The sequence below is a fragment of the Streptomyces sp. SID14478 genome, assembly GCF_010548525.1.
Classification (GTDB): Bacteria; Actinomycetota; Actinomycetes; order Streptomycetales; family Streptomycetaceae; genus Streptomyces.
The window spans coordinates 12,701-32,074 of the sequence record NZ_JAAGMG010001141.1; the positions used below are offsets into that span (position 1 = coordinate 12,701).

General features: G+C 71.0%; 18 protein-coding genes and 1 tRNA gene. 9 read left to right on the forward strand and 10 right to left on the reverse strand.

Annotated elements, in window-relative coordinates; all coding sequences use genetic code 11:
• Positions 1-47 precede the first annotated feature (47 nt).
• The gene (locus G3I40_RS36480) at positions 48-938 is read right to left on the reverse strand and encodes a GH25 family lysozyme (RefSeq protein WP_164559116.1); all 891 of its coding nucleotides are present in this window, start codon (positions 936-938) and stop codon (positions 48-50) included.
• A 215-nt stretch (positions 939-1,153) separates the two neighbouring features.
• Entirely contained in the window at positions 1,154-1,744 is a 591-nt protein-coding gene (locus tag G3I40_RS36485; protein WP_343245129.1) for a 2'-5' RNA ligase family protein, read from the reverse strand.
• Positions 1,745-2,018: 274 nt separating this feature from the next.
• Between G3I40_RS36485 and G3I40_RS36490 the strand changes: the two genes are divergently transcribed.
• Positions 2,019-2,390, forward strand: a complete 372-nt coding sequence (locus G3I40_RS36490) for a hypothetical protein (protein WP_164559117.1) — start codon at positions 2,019-2,021, stop codon at positions 2,388-2,390.
• Positions 2,391-2,459: 69 nt separating this feature from the next.
• Here the strand turns inward: G3I40_RS36490 and G3I40_RS36495 are convergent, their stop codons facing one another.
• The 5 genes from G3I40_RS36495 to G3I40_RS36515 form a co-directional block, all read right to left on the reverse strand.
• On the reverse strand, positions 2,460-3,311 hold the full coding sequence (locus tag G3I40_RS36495; protein ID WP_343245130.1) for a class I SAM-dependent methyltransferase: 852 nt from the start codon (positions 3,309-3,311) through the stop codon (positions 2,460-2,462).
• A gap of 107 nt (positions 3,312-3,418) precedes the next feature.
• Positions 3,419-3,880: a carboxymuconolactone decarboxylase family protein gene (locus G3I40_RS36500; protein WP_164559118.1), complete on the reverse strand. Its 462-nt coding sequence runs from the start codon at positions 3,878-3,880 to the stop codon at positions 3,419-3,421.
• A 123-nt stretch (positions 3,881-4,003) separates the two neighbouring features.
• Positions 4,004-4,927, reverse strand: a complete 924-nt coding sequence (locus G3I40_RS36505; protein WP_164559119.1) for an NADP-dependent oxidoreductase — start codon at positions 4,925-4,927, stop codon at positions 4,004-4,006.
• A gap of 585 nt (positions 4,928-5,512) precedes the next feature.
• Positions 5,513-6,427: an endonuclease/exonuclease/phosphatase family protein gene (locus tag G3I40_RS36510; protein WP_239092152.1), complete on the reverse strand. Its 915-nt coding sequence runs from the start codon at positions 6,425-6,427 to the stop codon at positions 5,513-5,515.
• Between the two features lie 107 nt (positions 6,428-6,534).
• Positions 6,535-8,094 carry an alpha/beta fold hydrolase gene (locus tag G3I40_RS36515; RefSeq protein WP_343245131.1) on the reverse strand — a complete coding sequence of 520 codons (1,560 nt, stop codon included), beginning with the start codon at positions 8,092-8,094 and terminating at the stop codon, positions 6,535-6,537.
• 238 nt (positions 8,095-8,332) lie between these two features.
• Here G3I40_RS36515 and G3I40_RS36520 point away from each other — a divergent pair.
• Positions 8,333-8,408, forward strand: a tRNA-Trp gene (locus G3I40_RS36520).
• A gap of 99 nt (positions 8,409-8,507) precedes the next feature.
• Here the strand turns inward: G3I40_RS36520 and G3I40_RS36525 are convergent.
• Positions 8,508-9,380, reverse strand: coding sequence for a class I SAM-dependent methyltransferase (locus G3I40_RS36525; protein ID WP_164559120.1), 873 nt, complete (start codon positions 9,378-9,380; stop codon positions 8,508-8,510).
• Positions 9,381-9,506: 126 nt separating this feature from the next.
• Complete coding sequence (locus tag G3I40_RS36530; RefSeq protein WP_164559121.1) at positions 9,507-10,115, reverse strand: XRE family transcriptional regulator; 609 nt, start codon at positions 10,113-10,115, stop codon at positions 9,507-9,509.
• 94 nt (positions 10,116-10,209) lie between these two features.
• On the opposite strand from G3I40_RS36530, the gene G3I40_RS36535 reads away from it, so the two are divergent.
• Positions 10,210-11,229 (forward strand): NAD(P)/FAD-dependent oxidoreductase, encoded by a 1,020-nt coding sequence (locus G3I40_RS36535; RefSeq protein ID WP_164559122.1) that lies wholly within the window; start codon positions 10,210-10,212, stop codon positions 11,227-11,229.
• Between the two features lie 103 nt (positions 11,230-11,332).
• The gene (locus tag G3I40_RS36540; RefSeq protein ID WP_164559123.1) at positions 11,333-12,934 is read left to right on the forward strand and encodes an MFS transporter; all 1,602 of its coding nucleotides are present in this window, start codon (positions 11,333-11,335) and stop codon (positions 12,932-12,934) included.
• A 136-nt stretch (positions 12,935-13,070) separates the two neighbouring features.
• Here the strand turns inward: G3I40_RS36540 and G3I40_RS36545 are convergent, their stop codons facing one another.
• Entirely contained in the window at positions 13,071-14,579 is a 1,509-nt protein-coding gene (locus G3I40_RS36545) for an arabinofuranosidase catalytic domain-containing protein (RefSeq protein ID WP_343245132.1), read from the reverse strand.
• Between the two features lie 424 nt (positions 14,580-15,003).
• Between G3I40_RS36545 and G3I40_RS36550 the strand changes: the two genes are divergently transcribed.
• From G3I40_RS36550 to G3I40_RS36570, 5 genes are all read left to right on the forward strand, one after another.
• The gene (locus tag G3I40_RS36550; RefSeq protein WP_203645410.1) at positions 15,004-16,440 is read left to right on the forward strand and encodes a sugar porter family MFS transporter; all 1,437 of its coding nucleotides are present in this window, start codon (positions 15,004-15,006) and stop codon (positions 16,438-16,440) included.
• A 124-nt stretch (positions 16,441-16,564) separates the two neighbouring features.
• Entirely contained in the window at positions 16,565-17,257 is a 693-nt protein-coding gene (locus G3I40_RS36555; protein WP_164559125.1) for a DUF899 family protein, read from the forward strand.
• Between the two features lie 193 nt (positions 17,258-17,450).
• Positions 17,451-17,801 (forward strand): SH3 domain-containing protein, encoded by a 351-nt coding sequence (locus G3I40_RS36560; protein WP_164559126.1) that lies wholly within the window; start codon positions 17,451-17,453, stop codon positions 17,799-17,801.
• Between the two features lie 152 nt (positions 17,802-17,953).
• Positions 17,954-18,952 (forward strand): teichoic acid biosynthesis protein C, encoded by a 999-nt coding sequence (locus G3I40_RS36565; protein ID WP_164559127.1) that lies wholly within the window; start codon positions 17,954-17,956, stop codon positions 18,950-18,952.
• A gap of 148 nt (positions 18,953-19,100) precedes the next feature.
• Positions 19,101-19,374: helix-turn-helix transcriptional regulator (locus G3I40_RS36570; RefSeq protein WP_203645411.1), on the forward strand; the 274-nt coding region annotated here is incomplete at its 3' end.

Here is a 19,374-nt window from a genome sequence, read left to right on the forward strand (position 1 = left end):
GTCCCGATCATGCCGGGAGCACACCCGTCCTCCCGGCAACGGCGCGGTCAGGGGGTGTTGTTGGCCAGGGCCAGCAGTCGCGAGCGGTCGCCGCTGAAGCGGTCGCGGTCCACGTTCCCGGAAATGCCGCTCACCGCACCGGTGGACGTGTACTGCCACACGGTCCAGAAGGGGAAGCCGCCGGGGATGCTGGGACTGGTCGCGGACGTCCAGTGGGCGACCCACAGCGGGCTCTTGGCGGACATGCCGCTCCAGCCGCCGGTGCAGGAGTTCCACCAGCTCGCGCTGGTGTAGATCACGACGTCGCGGCCGGTGCGGGCCTTGTAGGTGTTGTAGAAGTCGAGGATCCAGGACTGCATTGCCGCAGCCGTCTTGCCGTAGCAGCTTCCCTCGATGTCCAGGACGCCGGGGAGCGTCAGGTTGTCGCGGGACCAGGCTCCGCCGTTGCTCGCGAAGAAGTTCGCCTGGGCCGCGCCGCCGGACAGGTCGGGCCGCGCGAAGTGGTAGGCGCCCCGGATGACGCCGGCGTTGTAGGCGCCCAGGTAGTTGGTGCTGAAGCTGGGGTCCTTGTAGGTGGTGCCCTCGGTCGCCTTCATCCAGCTGAACTCGATGCCCGCGGCGCGCACGGAGCCCCAGTTGATGGCGCCCTGCCAGTTGGAGACGTCGATCCCCACCGGGTTGGCCAGGATGTTCGCGTCGTCGTCCGATGTCGCGTCGAGGCCCAACTGCCGGGTGTCCGGCGTGAAGTCCTCGCTGTCCTGCACATAGCCGACGCCCATGTAGCCCTGGCCCAGCGGCACGACGCCGTCGGAGGGCAGCGGAGCGGCGGAGGCGCTGCCCGACATCAGGGCGAGGGTCAGGGCGGCGCTCGTGGCGGCGACACAGGCGGCGGTGAGTCTTCGCTTGGCGCATCCGAACGTGAGGCTCCGGCGGGACATGGCTTCCTCCTGCGTGGTGGGGGTGAGGAGCTGCGGTGCGGTCGCACGTGTCGCCGAGGACTCCCGCGGGATCTACGCGCGTCCGGTTGTCACGAACACGACATAGTGAGCCACAGATGGAGGCGCACGGGAATGCCTTTCCGGTTCATTAGAGGCCTAGACCATTCGGCGCGCGGGTGAGCTGCGGAAACCGGCCGCCGTCGCCAGAACTTTCTTCAACTGATGGCTGAAAGCGGAAGCTCCGCAAGTCCCCGCCACCCGGTGTCGGTCAGGGCGACCACGTACAGCGCGCTCACCTCGGCAGTGATCGGCAGGAGCGCCGCCGCACGGTCGGCGACGGCTTGCGCGGTGTCCGCGTCCGCGCCCAGGGCCACGGTGAGATGCACCGGCGGGTCCTGCCCGAAGCGGCCGCCGTAAGGGACGCTTCCTGGATACGCGGCCCGCAAGGCGCTTGCCGCGGCCTGCAGTTCGGGCACCGCGACCGCCACGAAACCGTCTCGCTGCTCCACCGAGGACAGCCGGAGCCGGACCGGGCCGTCCGGCAGTGCGGCGCGCAGCCGTTCCAGTCCTCGCGCGTCGACCTGGTCGGCGTGCCGCCAGGGGTAGAGCAGCGCGGCGTGCGCGGGCACACCGGGCCGCACCACGCGTGGATCCGCGTCGGCTGCCACCTTCAACAGCGGCTCCGCCTCCGGCACCAGCGCCAGTACCGCCGTTGTTCCCACCTGGGCCATGTCCCGTCCCTTCGCGCGCGAACCGTGCACTGCCGCGGTCGCGTCCGCGCCGGCGGCCACGATCCCCTGGGCCACATCTTTCCTTGAAGCGGCCCGAATCCGTGAAACGGCCTGGTTCCGTGAAACGGCCCGACCCCGCGCCGCCGTTCGCGGAAATGCACGAGGGCGACCTGTGGGTCCTGCGTGTCCTGTGGGTCACCGACCTCCCATGTCGGTGCTCAACTCCCGCCTCCGCCACGGCCACCGGCCCCGCCCTGCTTCACGCGCGGCGAACGCGGGCCGCGGAGCCGGGCCACAGGCGCGATCATGGGACGCGCAGGACACACCGCGAGACAGACAGGAACAGACGATGACTCTGCAGGAAGGCCAGCGGGTCAAGCTGGCCGGTGACCTCCGCCTGACCGACCCGTCCGAGGAGACCGAGGCGGCCATCGGCATCCTCTCCCTCGCCGCAGGCACCCCGGGAACCGTGGACCATGTCACCGAGCAGACCGGCGAGACCCCCGAAGCCGCCGAGTACGGACGCCTCGCGTCGCTCCTGGACTCCTACGGCGACACCATGCCCCCGGAGAGCAAGAAGCAGCTCGAACAGAAGATCGCCGCGCTGGAACCGGCCTGGACCGCTTTCCGCGAACAGGGACCCCGCGTGCGGGTGCGGGTCCGCTTCGACAACGGACTCGTCCTCGACAGCTCACCGCAGCACCTCTTCGTTCCCGCCTGAACGATGCCACCGCCGCAGCGGCGGAGGCGATCGTCCAGGAACGCGCGAGGCGCTCTCCCCGCGCTGTCGCTACGGGCGCAGTGCGGAGATCAGTCCGCCGGGCCCTTCCGCGCGTTGGGGCGGGCTAGTCATCGGACGGCCGTAGGCGGCAGCGCACTCGCGCAGGGTGTGGCTGCCGGCCTCCCATCCGTGTCCGGCCAGCCAGCTCACCGGGTCGTCGGGCATCTCCGAGACCCACATGGACACCGCCGATCCCGGCGCGGCGTCGACGCCGAAGCGCTCGATCACGCCGCGCGAGCCCAACGTCAGCCCCATCCGACTGCCTGCCGCCGACTGCGCGCCGATCCGGGCCAGCAACAGCTCCACCGCGTCCTCGGGCAGATAGATCAGCAGGCCTTCGGCGATCCACACGGTCGGCTCCGTCGGGTCGTGCCCTGCCTCGGCCAGCGCGCTCGGCCAGTCCTCCCGCAGGTCCACCGCGACGGTGATCCGCTCGCAGCGGGCGACGGCCCGCTCCCGGCGCAGCACCGAAGCCTTGAAGTCCAAGGGCTCGGCGGTGTCGACCTCGAACAGCCGGGTGCCCTCGGGCCAGTCCATCCGAAAGGCCCGGCTGTCCATGCCGGCGCCGAGCAGCACGACCTGCCGGACCCCGGAGGCGGTGGCCTGCCGCAACAGGTCGTCGAGGAACTTCGTCCTGATGACGATGGAGAGCGCCAGGCCCGCCCGGCGGCGCCTGTCCGCCTCGTCGTCCGGCGGTGGCGACGACGAGGGTCCCCGGCCGCCTGCGGTGGCGAAGGCCTGCGCCAGGGGATCGCGGAACAGTGCGTCCGCGCGCTCGCTCTCCCGCGCCCGTACCTTCGCCACTCCGACCGCCGTCGCCCACACGCCCGACGGCTGCACCCGCTCCTGCTCCTCAGTCACGGCGTCAGCCTAGAGGAGCGATTTCGCGGTGCATCGTCCGCGGTCCCGGTCCGTGCGCAGGCCCCTGCACTTGCGTCGGCCGGGGACGAAGCGGTCGAGCGGGAGCGTCAGTCGCCGGTGACGGTGTAGCGGCTGGTGACGGCAACGCGGTTGAAGGCGTTCATCACGGTGGTGAGCCAGGCGACGGCGGAGATCTGTTCCTCGGTGAGCGAGGTGGCCGCGGCGGCGTAATCGGCGTCGCTCACGTGCCCGTCGGCGATCCGGGTGATCGACTCGGCCAGGCGCAGGGCGGCGCGCTCGGTGTCGGTGAAGTAGCCGGTCTCCGCCCAGGCGGCCAGGACGGCCAGGCGGTCGGGGTTCTCGCCCTTCTTGAGGGCGTCGCGGGTGTGCATGCGCAGGCAGAAGGCGCAGCCGTTGATCTGCGAGGTGCGGAGCTTGACCAGCTCCAGCAGGAGGGGGTCGAGGCCGGCCGCGGCGGCGCCCTCCTCCGCTGTGGCGGACAGGGCGATCAGCGCCTTGTAGCTGGACGGGTGCTGCTTGCTGATGTTGACACGGGGGGTGTTGTTCATGGTTCCTCGATGGTGGGGAGCCGCAGCGTTCCAGGCAGCGGCGCAGGGTGGATGGTTGGGGCGTGGGGCAGATGGTTGGGGCGTGGGGGCGGGCCCGCCCGGGGTGGGGTGGGCCCCTTCTTTTCAGTCGTCTCCGGTGACCCGGATGATCGTCTTGCCCGGGGTCCGCTTGTCCGGGGCGAACGCGGCCGCCGTCTCGGCGAGCGGCCGGACGGCGCCGACGAGCGGCTTGAGGCGCCCCTCCCGCAGCCGCTGGGCGAGGTCGGCGAGCCGGACCCGGTCGGGTTCGACGACGAAGAAGACCGCCCGCCCCTCGCGGGGATGGACGGTGACGGGTTCGGCGATGGTCACCAGGGTGCCGCCGAGGCGGACCAGGGCGGTGGAGCGTTCCAGGATCTCGCCGCCGATCACGTCGAACACCACGTCGACCTCGCCGACGTCCTCCAGGCGCTCGGCCTGGAGATCGACGAAGGCGTCCGCGCCCAGGCCGAGAACGGTGTCACGGTCCGCCGCCCGCCCGGTGCCGATCGTCCGGGCGCCCGCCTCGCGGGCCAGCTGCACGGCGAGGGAGCCGACACCGCCCGCGGCGCCGTGGATGAGCACGCTCTGACCGGCGGTCAGGCGGGCGTGGTCGAACAGTGCCTGCCAGGCGGTGAGCCCGGAGATCGGCAGCGCGGCGGCCGTGACGTGGTCGATGTCGGCCGCGAGGGGCGCAAGATTGCGGGCCTCGACCGCGGTGTACTGGGCCAGCGAGCCGTTGCGGGCCCAGTCGGTCAGCCCGAACACCCGCTGCCCGACCGTCAGGCCGGTGGTGCCGTAGCCCAGTGCGGTGACCACGCCGGAGAGCTCGTGCCCGGGCACGCTCGGCGTGCGGTCACGTCCGGCCCGGTCGGTCCAGGTGCCGGGCCAGTCGAGCTCGCCCGGGGTGAACCCGGCGGCGTGGACCTGCACGATCACGTCGTTCTCGGCGGCATGCGGAGAAGGCAGCTCGGTGAGGGCCAGGCCGCTGATGCCTGCGTCACGGTCCTGGACAGTGATGGCTTGCATGGAGGGGCTCCTTTGAGAAGGAGGCGTACAGGAGACTGGCATCGCGCGTTGCGGAGCGCGGGCCTCGACCTCAGGAGGTCGATCGCCCGCCCTGACCGGCTTCGGCGCCATCCGGCCGCATCCGCCCTCGCACACAGCCGTGGACGGACACCAGCCGACGCAGACGCCTTCGTGGTCACGCCTACGACACTAAGAACAAAACGACCCAAAAGTCTGGGCCACTTGCACCGCCGTTCAATGGGCCATTTATCGGAGCGCACTTTCCCGGCATATCGATAGTTTTAGCCGGAAGTGCCCGAGTCTCGCACTCGGCGGGGTGCGAGAGGCGGTGTGCATCCACACACCGCGAGATGGGCGTATCGCCCGGCACCCTGAACGAGGTGTGGGCGCGCGGCGATCCGCCCGCGGTGGTGCTCCAGGACCGACGCTGAACCAGCTCCGGCACGCGTCGCACGGTGTGACGTCCCCGTAGATCCCCCGCACCCCGCCCGCAGGTCTTCCTCCCCACGGAGAGTCCTTCAGGTCTTCCTCCCCACGGAGAGTCCTTGGGGAAGGCTCGCCACGATCTCCGCGAGGCGCCTCACCTCACGTGCTCGGCCCTCCCGGAATCGGCTTCAGATCGGCCTGCATCAGGTGATGGTCCGAGTACGGGCTGGGATGCACTCGGTGTGCAAGCGCGTCGATGCCCCGCAGGAACACGTAGTCGAACTTCAGGTGCCAGTCGGTGGTCGGCTCGCAGGCCGTCTCGAGAGAGGCGCGGCACTGCCGGCCGGCGGCCGTGGCCACGTCCCACATCCGGCGGAGTTCGGGGGTGCTCGGCGTCGCGTTGAAGTCGCCGAGGACGACGGCCCGTTCGTACCGGGCCACTTCGGCGGCGAGTACGGGAACCTGCGTCGCCCGCACCGCCTCCTGGCGCCGTTCGGCGAGATGGGTGGCGAAGACGCGGACGGGCCGGCCGCCGACCTTGGTGGTGACGGCCATGTAGCCGCGGTCCTCGGACCCGCCCTCGGGGTACTCCACGACCTCGTGGTCCGTCATCGGCGCCGCCGACAAGATCGCCTGCCCGAAGCCTCCCGGACGCCAGGGCCAGCCCCCGCAACGCCCCCAATTGCGCAGCACCGAACCGTACTTGACGTGGTACGTCAGCCCGTAGAACCGCTTGAGGCGGTCCCGGATCTCCTCGACGTCCCGTACGCACGCCTCCTGGAGGCCGATGACCTGCGGCGCGTAGGTGGCGATCTCCGCCGCCCGCCCCGCGTTGTTCCCGCTCCCGCAGGGGTTGCAGATGTTCCACGTGATGACCCTGTTCGGTACGACGTCATCCGCGGCCCCGGCCGGCAGGGGCGCGGAGACCAGGGCGCCGCTCGGTGCGCTGGGGCCGATGAGCACCAGGCAGAGCGCCGCCATGGTGCCCGCCAACAACTTCGCGCCTGTGCCGAACACCGTCGCCTCCCCGCTCCTGCGGACGGCGTGAGCCTTCCCGCCGCCCTTGGACCCCATCCGTGGCAGGTTGCCACATCCGGGCCGGGTCCGGCCCGCCGGGAGTCGGCCCGAGCGACGTCGTCTCCCTGCTTACGTCACCGGCAGCGGCACACGGCAGATGCGCCTCACCCGGCCGGCTCGACGGCGGGGCAACTCGCCCCGCGCGCCGGGACCTTGAGCGAGATCAGGTAGTCGTCGACCACCTTTTGGGCGCAGGGGCTGCTGGTGTACGTGCCGTGGCCCCAGCCTTGGTAGGTGTGCAGGACCGCGTGGTCGCCGAGCTGTTCGGCGACGTGTGTGGCCCAGTTGTAACCGGCCGCCGGGTCGTGGACCGCGTTGGTCAGCAGGAGGGGGCGGCTGTGGTGCACCCGCAGTCGATGCTGCGGGTTGTTCGGCTCCGGAGCGCCCAGGCAGGCCGAGACGGACATCAGGGCGCGGGGGTAGCGCATGTCCGGCGCGATTCCGGCGATGCGGTGCAACTGCCGTGCGTAGTCCGCGTAGTTGCTGACCGGCAGCCGCCAGTCCTGGCAGAAGACCTCGAACGGGTTGGCGCCGAGGGCGGGTTCGTCCTGGTCCGTGGACTCGGCGGCCGGCCCCTCCTGTTCCGCGTTGTTCTGGCTCAATCCCTGCAGGAGCCTGCCGAGCTCCGCCCACTCGGGGTCGTAGAGCAGCTTCATCACCAGGACGTTGAGGTCGAACGGGGTCAGCGCCGTGCCGTCGTGCTGCAGTTGACCGCGCTCGGCCCGGTTCAGCAGGTCCGCCCACAGGGCCCGCACGTCCGAGCCGTGCAGGACGCAGCTCTCGGACCGCGCACACCAGGCGACGAACTCGTCGAAGGAGTCCTGCAGAGCGGCGGCCTGCGTACCGAGGAACGCGCGCGTGCCCAGACTGTGGTCCACCACCGACTCCAGGGTCAAGGCGCGCACCCGCTGCGGGTACTGCTCCGCATACTGCTCGCCGAGCAGCGTGCCGTACGAACTGCCGTGGAAGGTGAGGGACCGCTCGCCGAGTGCCGCCCTGATGGCGTCGAGGTCCTTGACCATGCTGAGGGTGCCGACGTGGTCGAAGAGCCCGTTCTCGGTGTGCCGCCTGCAGTCCTCGCGCAGAGTGCGGTTGTACGTCACCGTGGCGTCGAACGCGGCCTGGCTCGCGATGACCGTCGGTGGCCGTCTGGCGAGGAGCTTCTGCGAGCAGCGGACCGGGTTGCTCGCCCCCACGCCGCGCGGATCGAAGCTGACGACGTCGAACCGGCTGCGCAGAGTGTCGCTGAACCGGCTCATGTTGCCCTTGCCCACGATCCGCTCCACGCCCGAGTCCCCGGGCCCGCCGGGCCCGAACACCAGGGAGCCGACGCGCGCGCCGGGATCGGTGGCCTTGCGCCGGGCCAGTCGGAGGTCGAACCTCTGCCCGTCCGGCCTGTCCCAGTCCACCGGCACCGAGAGCGCACCGCACTGGGCCGAGGCGTCCTCCTCACACGGCTTCCACGTGATGTGCGAGCCCGCCCCCGCGGGCCCGGACGCCGGCGCCCCGCTCACCTCCGCGCCCTTCACTCCCCCGGGCTGCCCGCTCGCCACTTCCGCGCCCGCGAGGCTGACCAGCACGGTCAGCGCCGCGCCCCAGGCGACAGCGCACCGCCCTCCCCCACGCCTGCCGCTCCGTACTGCCGATGCCTGACCGTTCACCACGATGACTGCTCCTCCGGCTCGTCCGAGGAGGCGATCCTCGCCCGCCGCCGGCCCGCCCGGCATCCGGCAAGACCCCCAGTGACCCCGTAGGGGTCCGAGCCCAACCAGCCCTGAAAGGCCCCCAGTTGGGACTGGTCACACCGGCTGTGCCCGACGGCCGGGGGCCGCCCTGCGCTCGCGGCCGTGCGATATCCCGTGGCCGACGGGCAGGTGACCGTGTCAGGCTGAGGTCCGTCGAGGGGGCGTAGCTCAGAGGCCAGAGCGCCGGTCTCCAAAACCGGATGCCGCAGGTTCGACTCCTGCCGCCCCTGCCATGGACCGTCCGCTCCGCTCAGGAGGCGGCGGGGCCGACGGCCGAGCAGGTGGCGGTCGGCGGCCGTCCGGCGGGCAACCGGGCGACAGCCCGGGAGCGGTCAGGGGCGGCGGGCGGCCCAGACGGAGCGCTCGGTGCGTACGGCGAGGTCGTCGCGGTGCAGGATGCTGTGCGGGCCGTCGACGTCGAGGAGTTCGTCGAGGGCGGTGAGGTCCTCGGGGCTGAGCGCGGGTGCGGCGGCGCCACGGATGCGCTGCAGGCTGCCGTGGGCGTAGCGGCCGATGGCCGCGCTGCGGTCGCCCTCGATGTCGACGGTGACGGTGCGCTTGTCCTCGACGTCGAACCCGGCGGCCGTCAGCATCGGGCCCCAGTCGGCGCCGCGGTGCGGGACGTGCTCGGCGTGGAAGCTGTCGGTCGCCCTGTGGGCGCGCTCCTCCAGCCCCGGTCGGCCTTCCGGGGCGTCGGCGGGCAGGAAGCGGGGGAAGCCGTCCAGCTCGACGACGGCGAACAGCCCGCCCGGGGTGAGGAGTTCGCGGACGCTGCGCAGCGCGCGGTCGGGGTGGGCCATGTGGTGCATCGACGCGGAGGCCCACACCAGGTCCGGTGTGCCGAGGTCGGGCCAGCGATCGGCGTCCAGGTCGGCCTGCACGGTGCGCACCCGGTCCGAGACGCCGCGGGCGCACGCCTTCTCCCGCAGGAGCTGCAGGTGCCCGGCGGAGGCGTCGACCGCGGTGACGTGTGCCTCGGGGAAGCGTTCGAGCAGGGCGAAGGTGCCCGCGCCGGTGCCGCAGCCGAGGTCCACGATGCGGCGCGGCTCGGCCTTCAGCGGCAGCCAGGCGGTGATGGAGGCGATGTGCTCGGCGAGGACCTCGGCGTCCAGGTCGAGGATCTCCGCCTGACCGCTGTCGTCGTGGTCCTCGTGGTGGCTGTGCGAGCCGTCGTGGTGGGGGGTGTGTGCGTGCGCTGGGGTCATGACCTCACCGTAAGCACTCCATGCGCCAATCGCACAGCACCTTGCGAGATACGCAAACAGGTCGCCCGATGTGCTGCTCACGGCGCAAGATCGGCCCCCGTGCCCGCGGAGGTCGACCTTTCGAGGTCACTGTTCGCAGGGGCCCTTCGCGTCGTCGCACTCACCGGGCTTGCCCGTGTCCCGCTGATGGCCACGGCGGGCGTCGCGGTCGAAGATGCCCATGATCTCGCACGGGCCGCCTTCGGCCCCGATCGCGTGCGGCAGCATCGTGGGGAATTCGGCGGCCTGGTTGGTCTCGATGCGGAACCGGCGGTGGCCGAGCATGAGGACGGCGGCACCGGAGAGCACGACGAGCCATTCGCGGCCGGGGTGCGCGCGCATGCGCGCAGGGTTGTCGGGCGGCGGTTCGGTCATGCGTTGCCGCATGACGCTCATGCCGGGGTCGGCCTTGACGGGCCAGCGCATCAGACCGTGAGCGGCGTCGATCATCGGGCTGATGACGACGTCGTCGGCGGCGTTCTCCACGAGCTGGTCGAGGGTGGTGTCCAGGGCGCGGGCGAGGGTGACGAGCTGGTCCAGGGCGAGCCGGCGCTGCCCGTTCTCGATGCGGCTCAGCGAGGACTGGCTGAGGTTGGCACGGGTGGCCAGTTCTTCCAGGGACCAGCCCTGCGCGACCCGCAGTGCGCGGATCCGTTTGCGTACGAGGCTGTCCAACGCTTCATCTTCTTGCGTCATGGGCAAGATTGTATGCCCAACCTGCAATGCGGACTTAACGTCGAGCGCAGAGGGAGTCCTGCACGAGGACCCCGTACGACGAAAGGGGCGCGACATGTCCGCGCAGACTTCCCGCTACGAGAGCGACGCCTTGCCCGCCGAGACCGTGGACGTGGTGGTGATCGGCGGGGGCGCGGCGGGCCTCAACGGCGCGCTGATGCTCGCCCGCTCGCGCCGCTCCGTGGTCGTGATCGACAGTGGCACCCCGCGCAACGCACCTGCCGCGGCGACGCACGGGTTCATCGTCCTGGACGGCATCCCACCGCACGAGATCCTTCTCCGCGGGCGCCGGCAGGTCCGCGCCTACGGCGGGCGGATCGTACGCGGCGAAGTGGTCTCCGCCGAGCACGCCGAACCGGTCGCGGGTGACCTTCGGTTCACCCTGACCCTCGCCGACGGCCGGAGCGTGACCGCACGCCGCGTCCTGGTGGCCACCGGCCTGCGCGACGTACTGCCCGAGGTGCCGGGGCTGGCCGAGCACTGGGGCGACAGCGTCGTGCACTGCCCCTACTGCCACGGCTGGGAGGTGCGCGACGAACCCATCGGCATCCTCGCCACCGGTCCCGCTTCCCTGCACCACGCACTGCTGTTCCGTCAACTGACCGACGACCTCGTGTACTTCACCCACGGCACCGACCTGGACGAGGAGACACGCGCCCGGTTCGCCGCTCGCGACATCCGTATCGTCGAGACCGAGGTGAAGGACGTCGTCGACAAGGACGGCACCCTGACCGGCCTGCGTCTGGTGGACGGCACCGTCGTCGACCGGAGCGTGCTCGCGGTGGCCACGCGGTTGCAGGCCCGCACCGAAGGCCTGGACGGGCTGAAGCTCCCGATGCAGGACCTGCCCGACGGCATGGGCCGCAGTTTCGCCTCCGCCACGGCCGGCACCACGGACGTCCCCGGCGTGTGGGTGGCAGGGAACGCCACCGAGCCGACCGCGCAGGTAGGTGCCTCCGCCGCGGCCGGCGCGCTGGCCGGAGCCCACATCAACGCCCTGCTGGCGGCCGCCGACACCGACGCGGCCCTCGCTGCCGCCCAGGCCGCGCACACCCCCGCCCGGCCCTCGGCCTGATCCACGGGGGGCCGCCCCGGGGCGGTTCCCCTCTTCCACCCATCCCACTGTGGCGACGGCCCTGCCGGCGCTGATCCCGCATGCCCTTTTTTGAGAGGAATCCATGAGTAGCAACCAGCTGTCCCCGGTGGCGGCCGCGCCCGTAGGCGGCGGGGGAACACCGGATGCGCGTCAGCTGCGGGCGATCCTGATCGCCGTGTCGATCGCGCTGATGGCGGTCATCGCCTCGGTGTCCGGGCTGAACGTCGCCCAGACCCACATGGCCGTCGAATGGGGCGCCTCGCAGACCACGGTCCTGTGGATCATCAACATCTACACCCTCGCCCTGGCCGCCCTGCTGCTGCCGCTCGGTGCGATCGGCGACCGGTGGGGCCGCAAGCCCATGCTGGTCACTGGACTGATCGTCTTCGGCGCGGCCAGTGTCGTCGCCGGGCTCGCCCCGTCGGCAGCGGTGATGATCGGCGCCCGGGTGGCCGCGGGCGTCAGCGCCGCGATGATCATGCCGATCACGCTGGCCGTCATCACCTCCACGTTCCCCGAGAAGGAACGGGGCAAGGCGATCGGGGTGTGGACCGCGGTCGCCGGAGGCGGCGGCATCCTGGGCATGTTCCTCTCCGCGCTCCTCGTGGACGTCGCGAACTGGCGATGGCTCTTCGTGCTGCCCGTGGTACTGGTCGTCGTCGCGCTGGCAATGACCCTGAAGGCGGTGCCCAACTCCCGCGAACGCTCCGCCCATTCCTTCGACGCCCTCGGCGCACTGCTGTCGGCCCTCGCCGTGATCGGCCTCATCTTCGTCCTGCAGGAAGGTCCCGAGCGCGGCTGGACCGATCCCGTCACGCTGATCAGCCTGACCGTCGGAGTCGCTGCCGCCCTCGCCTTCGTGGCCTGGGAACTGCACCGCCGCGACGCGTCCCTGCTGGACGTGCGGCTCTTCCGTGAGCGCGGGCCGGCCGGCGGCTCCCTGACGCTGCTCGTCGTCTTCGGCGTCCAGGCCGGCATCGCCGTGGTCCTCTTCCCCTTCTTCCAGGCGGTACTGGGCTGGTCAGGCCTGCTGTCCACCGCGGCGATGATGCCCATGGCCGTCATGATGATGCTGACGTCCGCACTGGCCCCCAAGATGGCCGCCAGGGTCGGCGCCCGCTCCACCATGACCGCGGGCATCGCCCTGTCCGCCGTCGGTCTCGCGCTGATGGCGCTGTTCGTCTCCGTCGACGGCGGTTACCCGTCGATCCTCGCCGGCATGCTCGCCATGGGCACCGGCATGGGCCTGTCGATGACGCCCTCCACCGAGGCCCTCACGAGCGCCCTGCCCCGCGCCGAGCAGGGCGTCGCCTCGGCCCTCAACGACGTCACCCGCGAACTCGGCACCGCCTTGGGCGTCGCGCTGCTCGGCGCGCTCCTGGCCGGCGGCTACCGCAGCGCCATCGACGACAAACTCGCCGGCCTTCCCCGTGGAGCCGCGGACTCCGCACGCGACGGCATCGCCAACGCCGTCGCGGTGGCCCCGAGCACCGGCAGCCACTCCCGGGCCCTCGTCCACAGCGCGCAGCAGTCCTTCGTCGAGGGCTGGCAGCAGGCCATGTGGGCAGGCGTCACCGTCATGGGGGTCCTGCTCGTCTACGTCGCCCTGCGCGGCCCGAAGCGCTCGGACCCCGCGAAGGCGCAGGAGAAAGCGGAAGCCGCGGAGACCGCCGCCGTCCAGTGACCCTGTTCGGGCAGCTCCGATGCATCACGGCCCCGGCCGGAACCGTCGCGCTTCTTGAGCCTTGAAGCGCTCAGCGGCGGGGGCACACACGATGCCCTGATCGTGTGTGCCCCCGCCCCGTGCGGTCCCGAGGTGCTCAGTTCAGGTGGAACTTCTGGGCGGCGGCGCCGTTGCAGTCCCAGATCTGCAGTCGGGTGCCGTTGGCGGTGGCGCCGCTCGGCGAGTCCAGGCAGCGGCCCGACTGCGGATTGAGCAACGAACCGTCCGACTGGGTCACCCACTTCTGGCCGCCGACCCCGTTGCAGTCCCACAACTCGACCTTGGCGCCGCCCGCCGTACCGTTGCCGACGATGTCCAGGCAGCGGCCCAGGGTGCGCAGAGTGCCGTCCGCGAGGTGCGCCCAGTGCTGGTCCTCGGCGTACTTCTGGCAGTCCCACAGCTGGACCGCCGCGCCGTTGACACCGGTGTCGTCCGCACTGACGTCGACGCATTTGCCGCCGGGGCCGGTGAACTTGCGCTGGTCACCGTTTGGCTCGTCGGTCTGGCCGGAGTAACCGACGGAGGTGACGTTGGCCTGGACGGCGTTCTCCGCGGCATCGGTCGGGTAGCCGGAGACCATCACGCCTTCGAAGAACGTGCCGCGGTTCCAGTTGCTGTTGTCACCGCCGGTGCCCAGGATGATGCCGCCCTCCTGCTGCATCGGCATGTACCCGCCCCGGTTGGGCAGAGCGCCGTCCCACCAGGTCGACAGGGCTCCCGACTGTGCGTTGCCTCCCTTGAGGGCGTATCTGGTCTGCCCGTTGTTCTTCAACACCGCTGTCACGTAAGGGGTGTTGTTGCCCAGGTTGGCGGTGTTGGAGCCGTTGGCCCCCTGGAACATGCCGTTCTCCAGGTCGGCCTCCACCCAGGGCCCCGACCCGGTGCACGGAGCGAAGTAGCAGGTGGTGGCGATGGACACGGCATCCATGTGTCCGTTGCCGGTGTCGGCGGGGGTGCGCTCGGCATTGCCGTAGTCGAAGCAGCAGGCGGACCCGACGTGTGTGCCGCTGGCGACCATGTAGGCGCCTTCGGCCTGGCCGTTGACCGCCGTGCCCGACGCCTGGCCGTTGGAGCGGTAGCCGACGCCGGGCGAGACCCAGATGCCGTACACCTTGTGCCCGCCGGCCGTCACCGAGATCTCGCTCGCGTCGGCACCGCGGTCGGCGCCCATGCCGGCGGTGCCGGCGGGCCCCGGGCTGAGGTCGTTGTGCCGCGAGGTCTGGTCGTAGATCTTGCTCATCGAGCAGGTGGTGTTCTGACAGAAGCCGTCCTGCGCGGCGGCGTCGGCATAACCGCCCGGAGCGAGCAGTCCGATGTCCTTGGTGGCACCGTCGGATGCCCGCTTCACTTGGTAGAGCGGGCCGTTGTAGGAGGAGACGAGGGCGCGGGTGGTGCTGTGTGCGGCGACGCACGGGGTGCCCGCACCTGCGTAGATGTCGCACGGAAGGGATGCGGCCGCGTGCGAGAGGCCCGGCATGTTGAGCAGCGCGCCGAGGACGAGGGCCAAGGTGGCGAGGACGGACAGCGCGGCCCTGCGTGCTCCTGCGAGCGGGCCGAGGGGCGACGGAACGCCGGATCTTCCGGCGGGAGGGGACGTTCTGCGCATGATGTGCTCCCAGGGGTGGAGGTGGAGCCCAACTCAAGTGCGGAGGCGGCGAGTTGTGTTTCTTCGCCAGAGCCGGAACGTAGACATCCTGTTCGTTCGCGTCAATGTTTGTTGCTTTGCTGCGCGATTCCTTGAGGGAATATTTGGGAATTCCCCGGGCCTGGGGCTCCCGTCGATCGAGGCCGCAGCCGGGCGGACACACCCCTGGCCATGACCGGCGGACCGGGACCGGGAAGCGGCGTCGCGGGCGCGTGCGATCTTTGTGGTGAGGATCGCACCTTGCAAGCGATCATTGCGCACGACGGCGGACGCGCCCTAGCGTGGAGACGCTCCGTCGGGTCGGCGGGTGGCGCACGCAGCGCACCCCACCGCGGCAGAGGAACTGCAGTAAAGCGAAACAGGTGTGCACGCAGTGTCCAGTACCATGAAAATGACAACGTTGTCACAAGGCGGAACCCGTGGCAAAGCCATAGGCGTCGCCATCGCGGCAGCCGTCGGAGGCTTCCTCTTCGGCTTCGACTCGTCCGTGATCAACGGCGCGGTCGACTCCCTCACCGACCAGTTCACGCTGGGCTCCTTCATGTCCGGCTTCGTCGTCTCGATCGCGCTGCTGGGCTGCGCCGCGGGCGCCTGGTTCGCCGGGCGCCTGGCCGACCGCTTCGGCCGGCGCACGGTGATGGTGATCGGCGCCGTCCTCTTCATCCTGAGCTCCGTCGGCACGGCGACCGCGTTCAACGTGCCGTCCCTGCTGATCTGGCGCGTCGTCGGCGGCCTGGGCATCGGCGTCGCCTCCGTGATCGCCCCGGCCTACATCTCCGAGATCGCCCCGGCCAAGGGCCGCGGCGCGCTCGGCTCCCTGCAGCAACTCGCCATCACCATCGGCCAGTTGGTGGTGCTCAGCTCCAACGCACTCCTGTCCCACTGGGCCGGCGGCCCCTCCCGCGAGCTGTGGTGGGGCATCGAGGCGTGGCGCTGGATGTTCCTCGTCGGCGTGGTCCCCGCCGTCGTGTACGGCGTGCTCGCGCTGATGATCCCCGAGTCACCGCGCTACCTCGTCTCCCGCGGCCACCTGGACAAGGCGGCGGCCGTCCTGGAGCGGATCAGCGGCGAGGACGACCCGCAGGCCAAGGTCGCCGAGATCCAGCAGACGATCTCCGCCGAGCGCCGGCCCTCGTTCGCCGACATCCGCGGCTCCCGCTTCGGACTGCACCCGCTGGTGTGGGTGGGCATCATCATGGCCGCGCTCCAGCAGCTCATCGGCATCAACGCGATCTTCTACTACTCCACGACCCTGTGGCACTCGGTCGGCTTCAGCACCGGGGACTCGTTCATCACCTCGGTGATCACCGCGGGCATCAACGTGGTCATGACGGTCGTCGCGATGCTCTTCGTCGACCGCGTGGGCCGGCGGCGTCTGCTGACGATCGGCTCGATCGGCATGTTCGTGGGCCTGGCCATGGCCGCGGTCGCCTTCTCGCAGCAGCACGGCACCGGCGAGAACGTCACGCTGCCCGGCTCCTGGGGGCCGGTCGCCCTGGTCGGTGCGAACGTGTTCGTGGTCTTCTTCGCCCTCTCCTGGGGCCCGATCCTGTGGATCATGCTCGCCGAGATGTACCCGAACCGGATGCGCGGCTACGCGCTCGCCATCGGTACCGCGGCGAACTGGATCTTCAACTTCATCGTGACCTTCTCCTTCGAGCCGATGACCGAGCACGTCGGCCTGTCCTGGCTCTACGGGGCGTTCGCGTTCTTCGCGGTGATGGCCCTCGTCTTCACCCGCACCAAGGTCCCCGAGACCACGGGCCAGGAGCTGGAGGACATGACCGGCGAGGTGCACCAGCGGGGCACCGCCCACGCCTGAGCACCGCAGCCCGTACACGGGGGTCCTGGGTGGGCCGGACCGATGAGTTCCAGGCGGCGGCGGAGTCCGTACTGCAGGCGGCGGAGTCCGCTGCCGCCTGGCAATCCATCGCTCCGGAGGCACGATGTCCACCACCCACGATGCCCAGCCGCCCGTCGTAGACGCCGCCACCTGGGAAAAGGAGCTGGCGGCGCTGCGGGTGCGGGAGAAGGCCGCCACCCGGGAGCTCGACGCCATCGCCGCGCAGCGCCGTCGTCTGCCCATGGTCGAGATGCCCGATTACGTGCTCGAGGGCGCGGACGGTCCGGTCCGGCTCGCCGAGATCTTCGGCGAGCATCCGCAGCTGATCGTCTACAACCACATGTGGTTCGAGGACTCCGAGTGGCAGTGCGGCGGCTGCACCGGTTTCACCTCCCAGTTCACCCGGCTCCTGGGGCTCGAGAAGTTCGACGCGCGGTTCGTGATCGTCACCCAGGGCCCCATCGACCAGGCGCTCGCCTACAAGCGCAAGGTCGGCAACAAGATGACCTGGTACTCGACGGCGAACAGCCCGTTCGGCAGTGACGTCGGCGCCCCGCCGAACGCCGGCTTCGCGGTCAACGTGTTCCTGCGCGACGGGGACACCGTCTACCGGACCTGGCACACGGACGGCCGCGGCACCGAGCAGTTGAGCCACCTGTTCGGTCTGGTCGACCTGTTGCCGTACGGCCGCCAGGAGGTCTGGCAGGACTCCCCCGAGGGCTGGCCGCAGGCCCCCACGTACAGCAAGTGGGCCGGGTCGGAGGAGATCGCGCAGGCGTACGGCGACGGGAGCTGAGCCGACGGGAGTCCCCGTGGCGACGGCTCCGGTGGGCGCGTCGCACGGTCCCGGGCGGTACCCGTCGATCTCAGGCTGTCCCACTTTCTCCCTGGGACGAGTGGGACAGCATCATCGTGTGAGCAGTCGGAAACGCTGAGTGACGCAGGGTCACGCTCCGGTGAACCCGCAACGTCACTCGAGGAGTTCCACGATGAACCGACACATGGTGCGCAACGCAGTGGTCGCCGCCGTCGCCGCGGTCGCGATGTTCCCCGCGGCCGCAATGGCCTCCGCCCCGGCCACCTCGCACCCCACCGGCCACCACCACTCCGTGCACGGCCGAGTGGTGACGCCGCACCACATCGCGCTGAAGGTCCGCTCCGGCCCGGGCACCGGCTACCGGGTGCTCGGCACCGTCCGCTCGGGCAGCGTGCAGGCACTGGCCTGCAAGAAGCACGGCTCCAGCGTCCGCGGCAACTCCCGCTGGTACAAGCTCTCGCACCGCAAGGGCTACGTCTCGGCCGGCTACGTCACCCCCTTCCGCTCCGTTCCGTGGTGCTGAAGCAGGCGCTGACATCCCGGTGGGCGTGACCGCCTCCGGATGACCTCGGGTGGCCCGCACGTTCGCCGTCGCGGACGTGCGGGCCACCTGTCCGCGTGCCTCGAAGACTCCCGCACACGCTCCCTGAACACTTCCTGGAGGCTCCCTTGGAGATGTCCCGCAGATCCGTGCTCCGCCTGGCCGCGACCTCGCTCACGGCGACCGCCGCCCTCTCCGCGAGGCCCGCGTTCGCCTCGGCTCCCGCCCCCGCCCGCCTGCCCGCGTTGTCCGCCGCGGGGTCCCCGCTGCTCGCGGGGCGGCTGCGGCACCCGACCGTCTTGCAGTCCTTCGCGTTCGACGAGCAGCACGGCCACGTCTACGCCTTGCAGGTGGTGGCCGGCGGGGTCCGGCTCCCGGGCGAGAACGCGGACCTGACCCACGCGCAGCGGGCGGAGCGCGGCGACCTGTGCCTGAACCGGCTGACGCTGGACGGCTCCCCCGCCGGGCACATGTACCTCACGGGGTTCGGGCACGGCGGCTCGATCGGCGTCGAACGCTCGGCCGCGACCGGTGGCGTACGGCTGTGGACGGAGTGGGATGCCAACCCGGCGTCCGGGTACGGGCGGGGAGTGTGCCGGTTCGCCTTCGCCGACGGCCGGGTCCTCGTCCGTGACAGCGCCGCGCTCACGACCTACCGCCCCCTGCCCGGCTCGACGAGCAACTGCCCCGCCCTCGACACCCAGCACGGACAGCTGCTCCTGCGCTACAAGAAGCAGGGCGCACCCCGCCTCGCGCTGTACGGCCTCGACCGGTTCCGGGCACATTCCTTCCGGCGGCTCGCCGACATCGCCCAGCCGGGAGCCGAACTCGGCCTGCCCTTCCAGGGGATGGCCCTGTACGACGGCTACGCCTACCAGTTGCTCGGCAGCGCGTACGGCGCGAAGAACCCGGAGGCGTCGGGCGGCAACACGCTGCTGTACCGCATCGACATGCGCTCCGGGCGCGTGGTGCGCAAGCAGGCGGAACGCACCGGGGCCGCACTGCAGCCACGCGAGCCGGAAGGCCTCGCGGTGCTGCGCACGGCCGGTGCCGCGCCCCGGCTGTGCCTGGGCTTCACCGAAGGACCGGCAGGCGGGCGCGGATTCAGGCTGTACTACAAAGCGCTCAGCTGACATGTCGCGCATCGCGCCGAAGGGGTGTCATCCGGCGCCCGCCCTGGGTACCCATCCTTCCGACATCCGGGATGAAATGGGCGTCCCGGACGTCCTGTTGAGGCCCGCGGTCCCACAACCGCGGGCAGGGCGGGAAAGGAAGGCGCACATGGTGTCCCGCTGGCGACCGCTGCCCGACACGCTCGAGGCCCCGGAACAGCTCCTGGTCGCCGAACTCCGCGCGCTCAAGGAGCGCACCGGGCTCTCCCTGGACGGCCTCGCCCGGAAGACCGCGTACAGCAAGTCCGCCTGGCACCGCTATCTGAACGGGGAGAAGATGCCGCCGCGCGGCGCCGCCGAGGCGCTGGGCCGGGTGGCCGGGGCCGATCGCGCGGGCCAGGAGCATCTGCTCGCGCTGCACGAGGCGGCGTACCGGGCGCGCA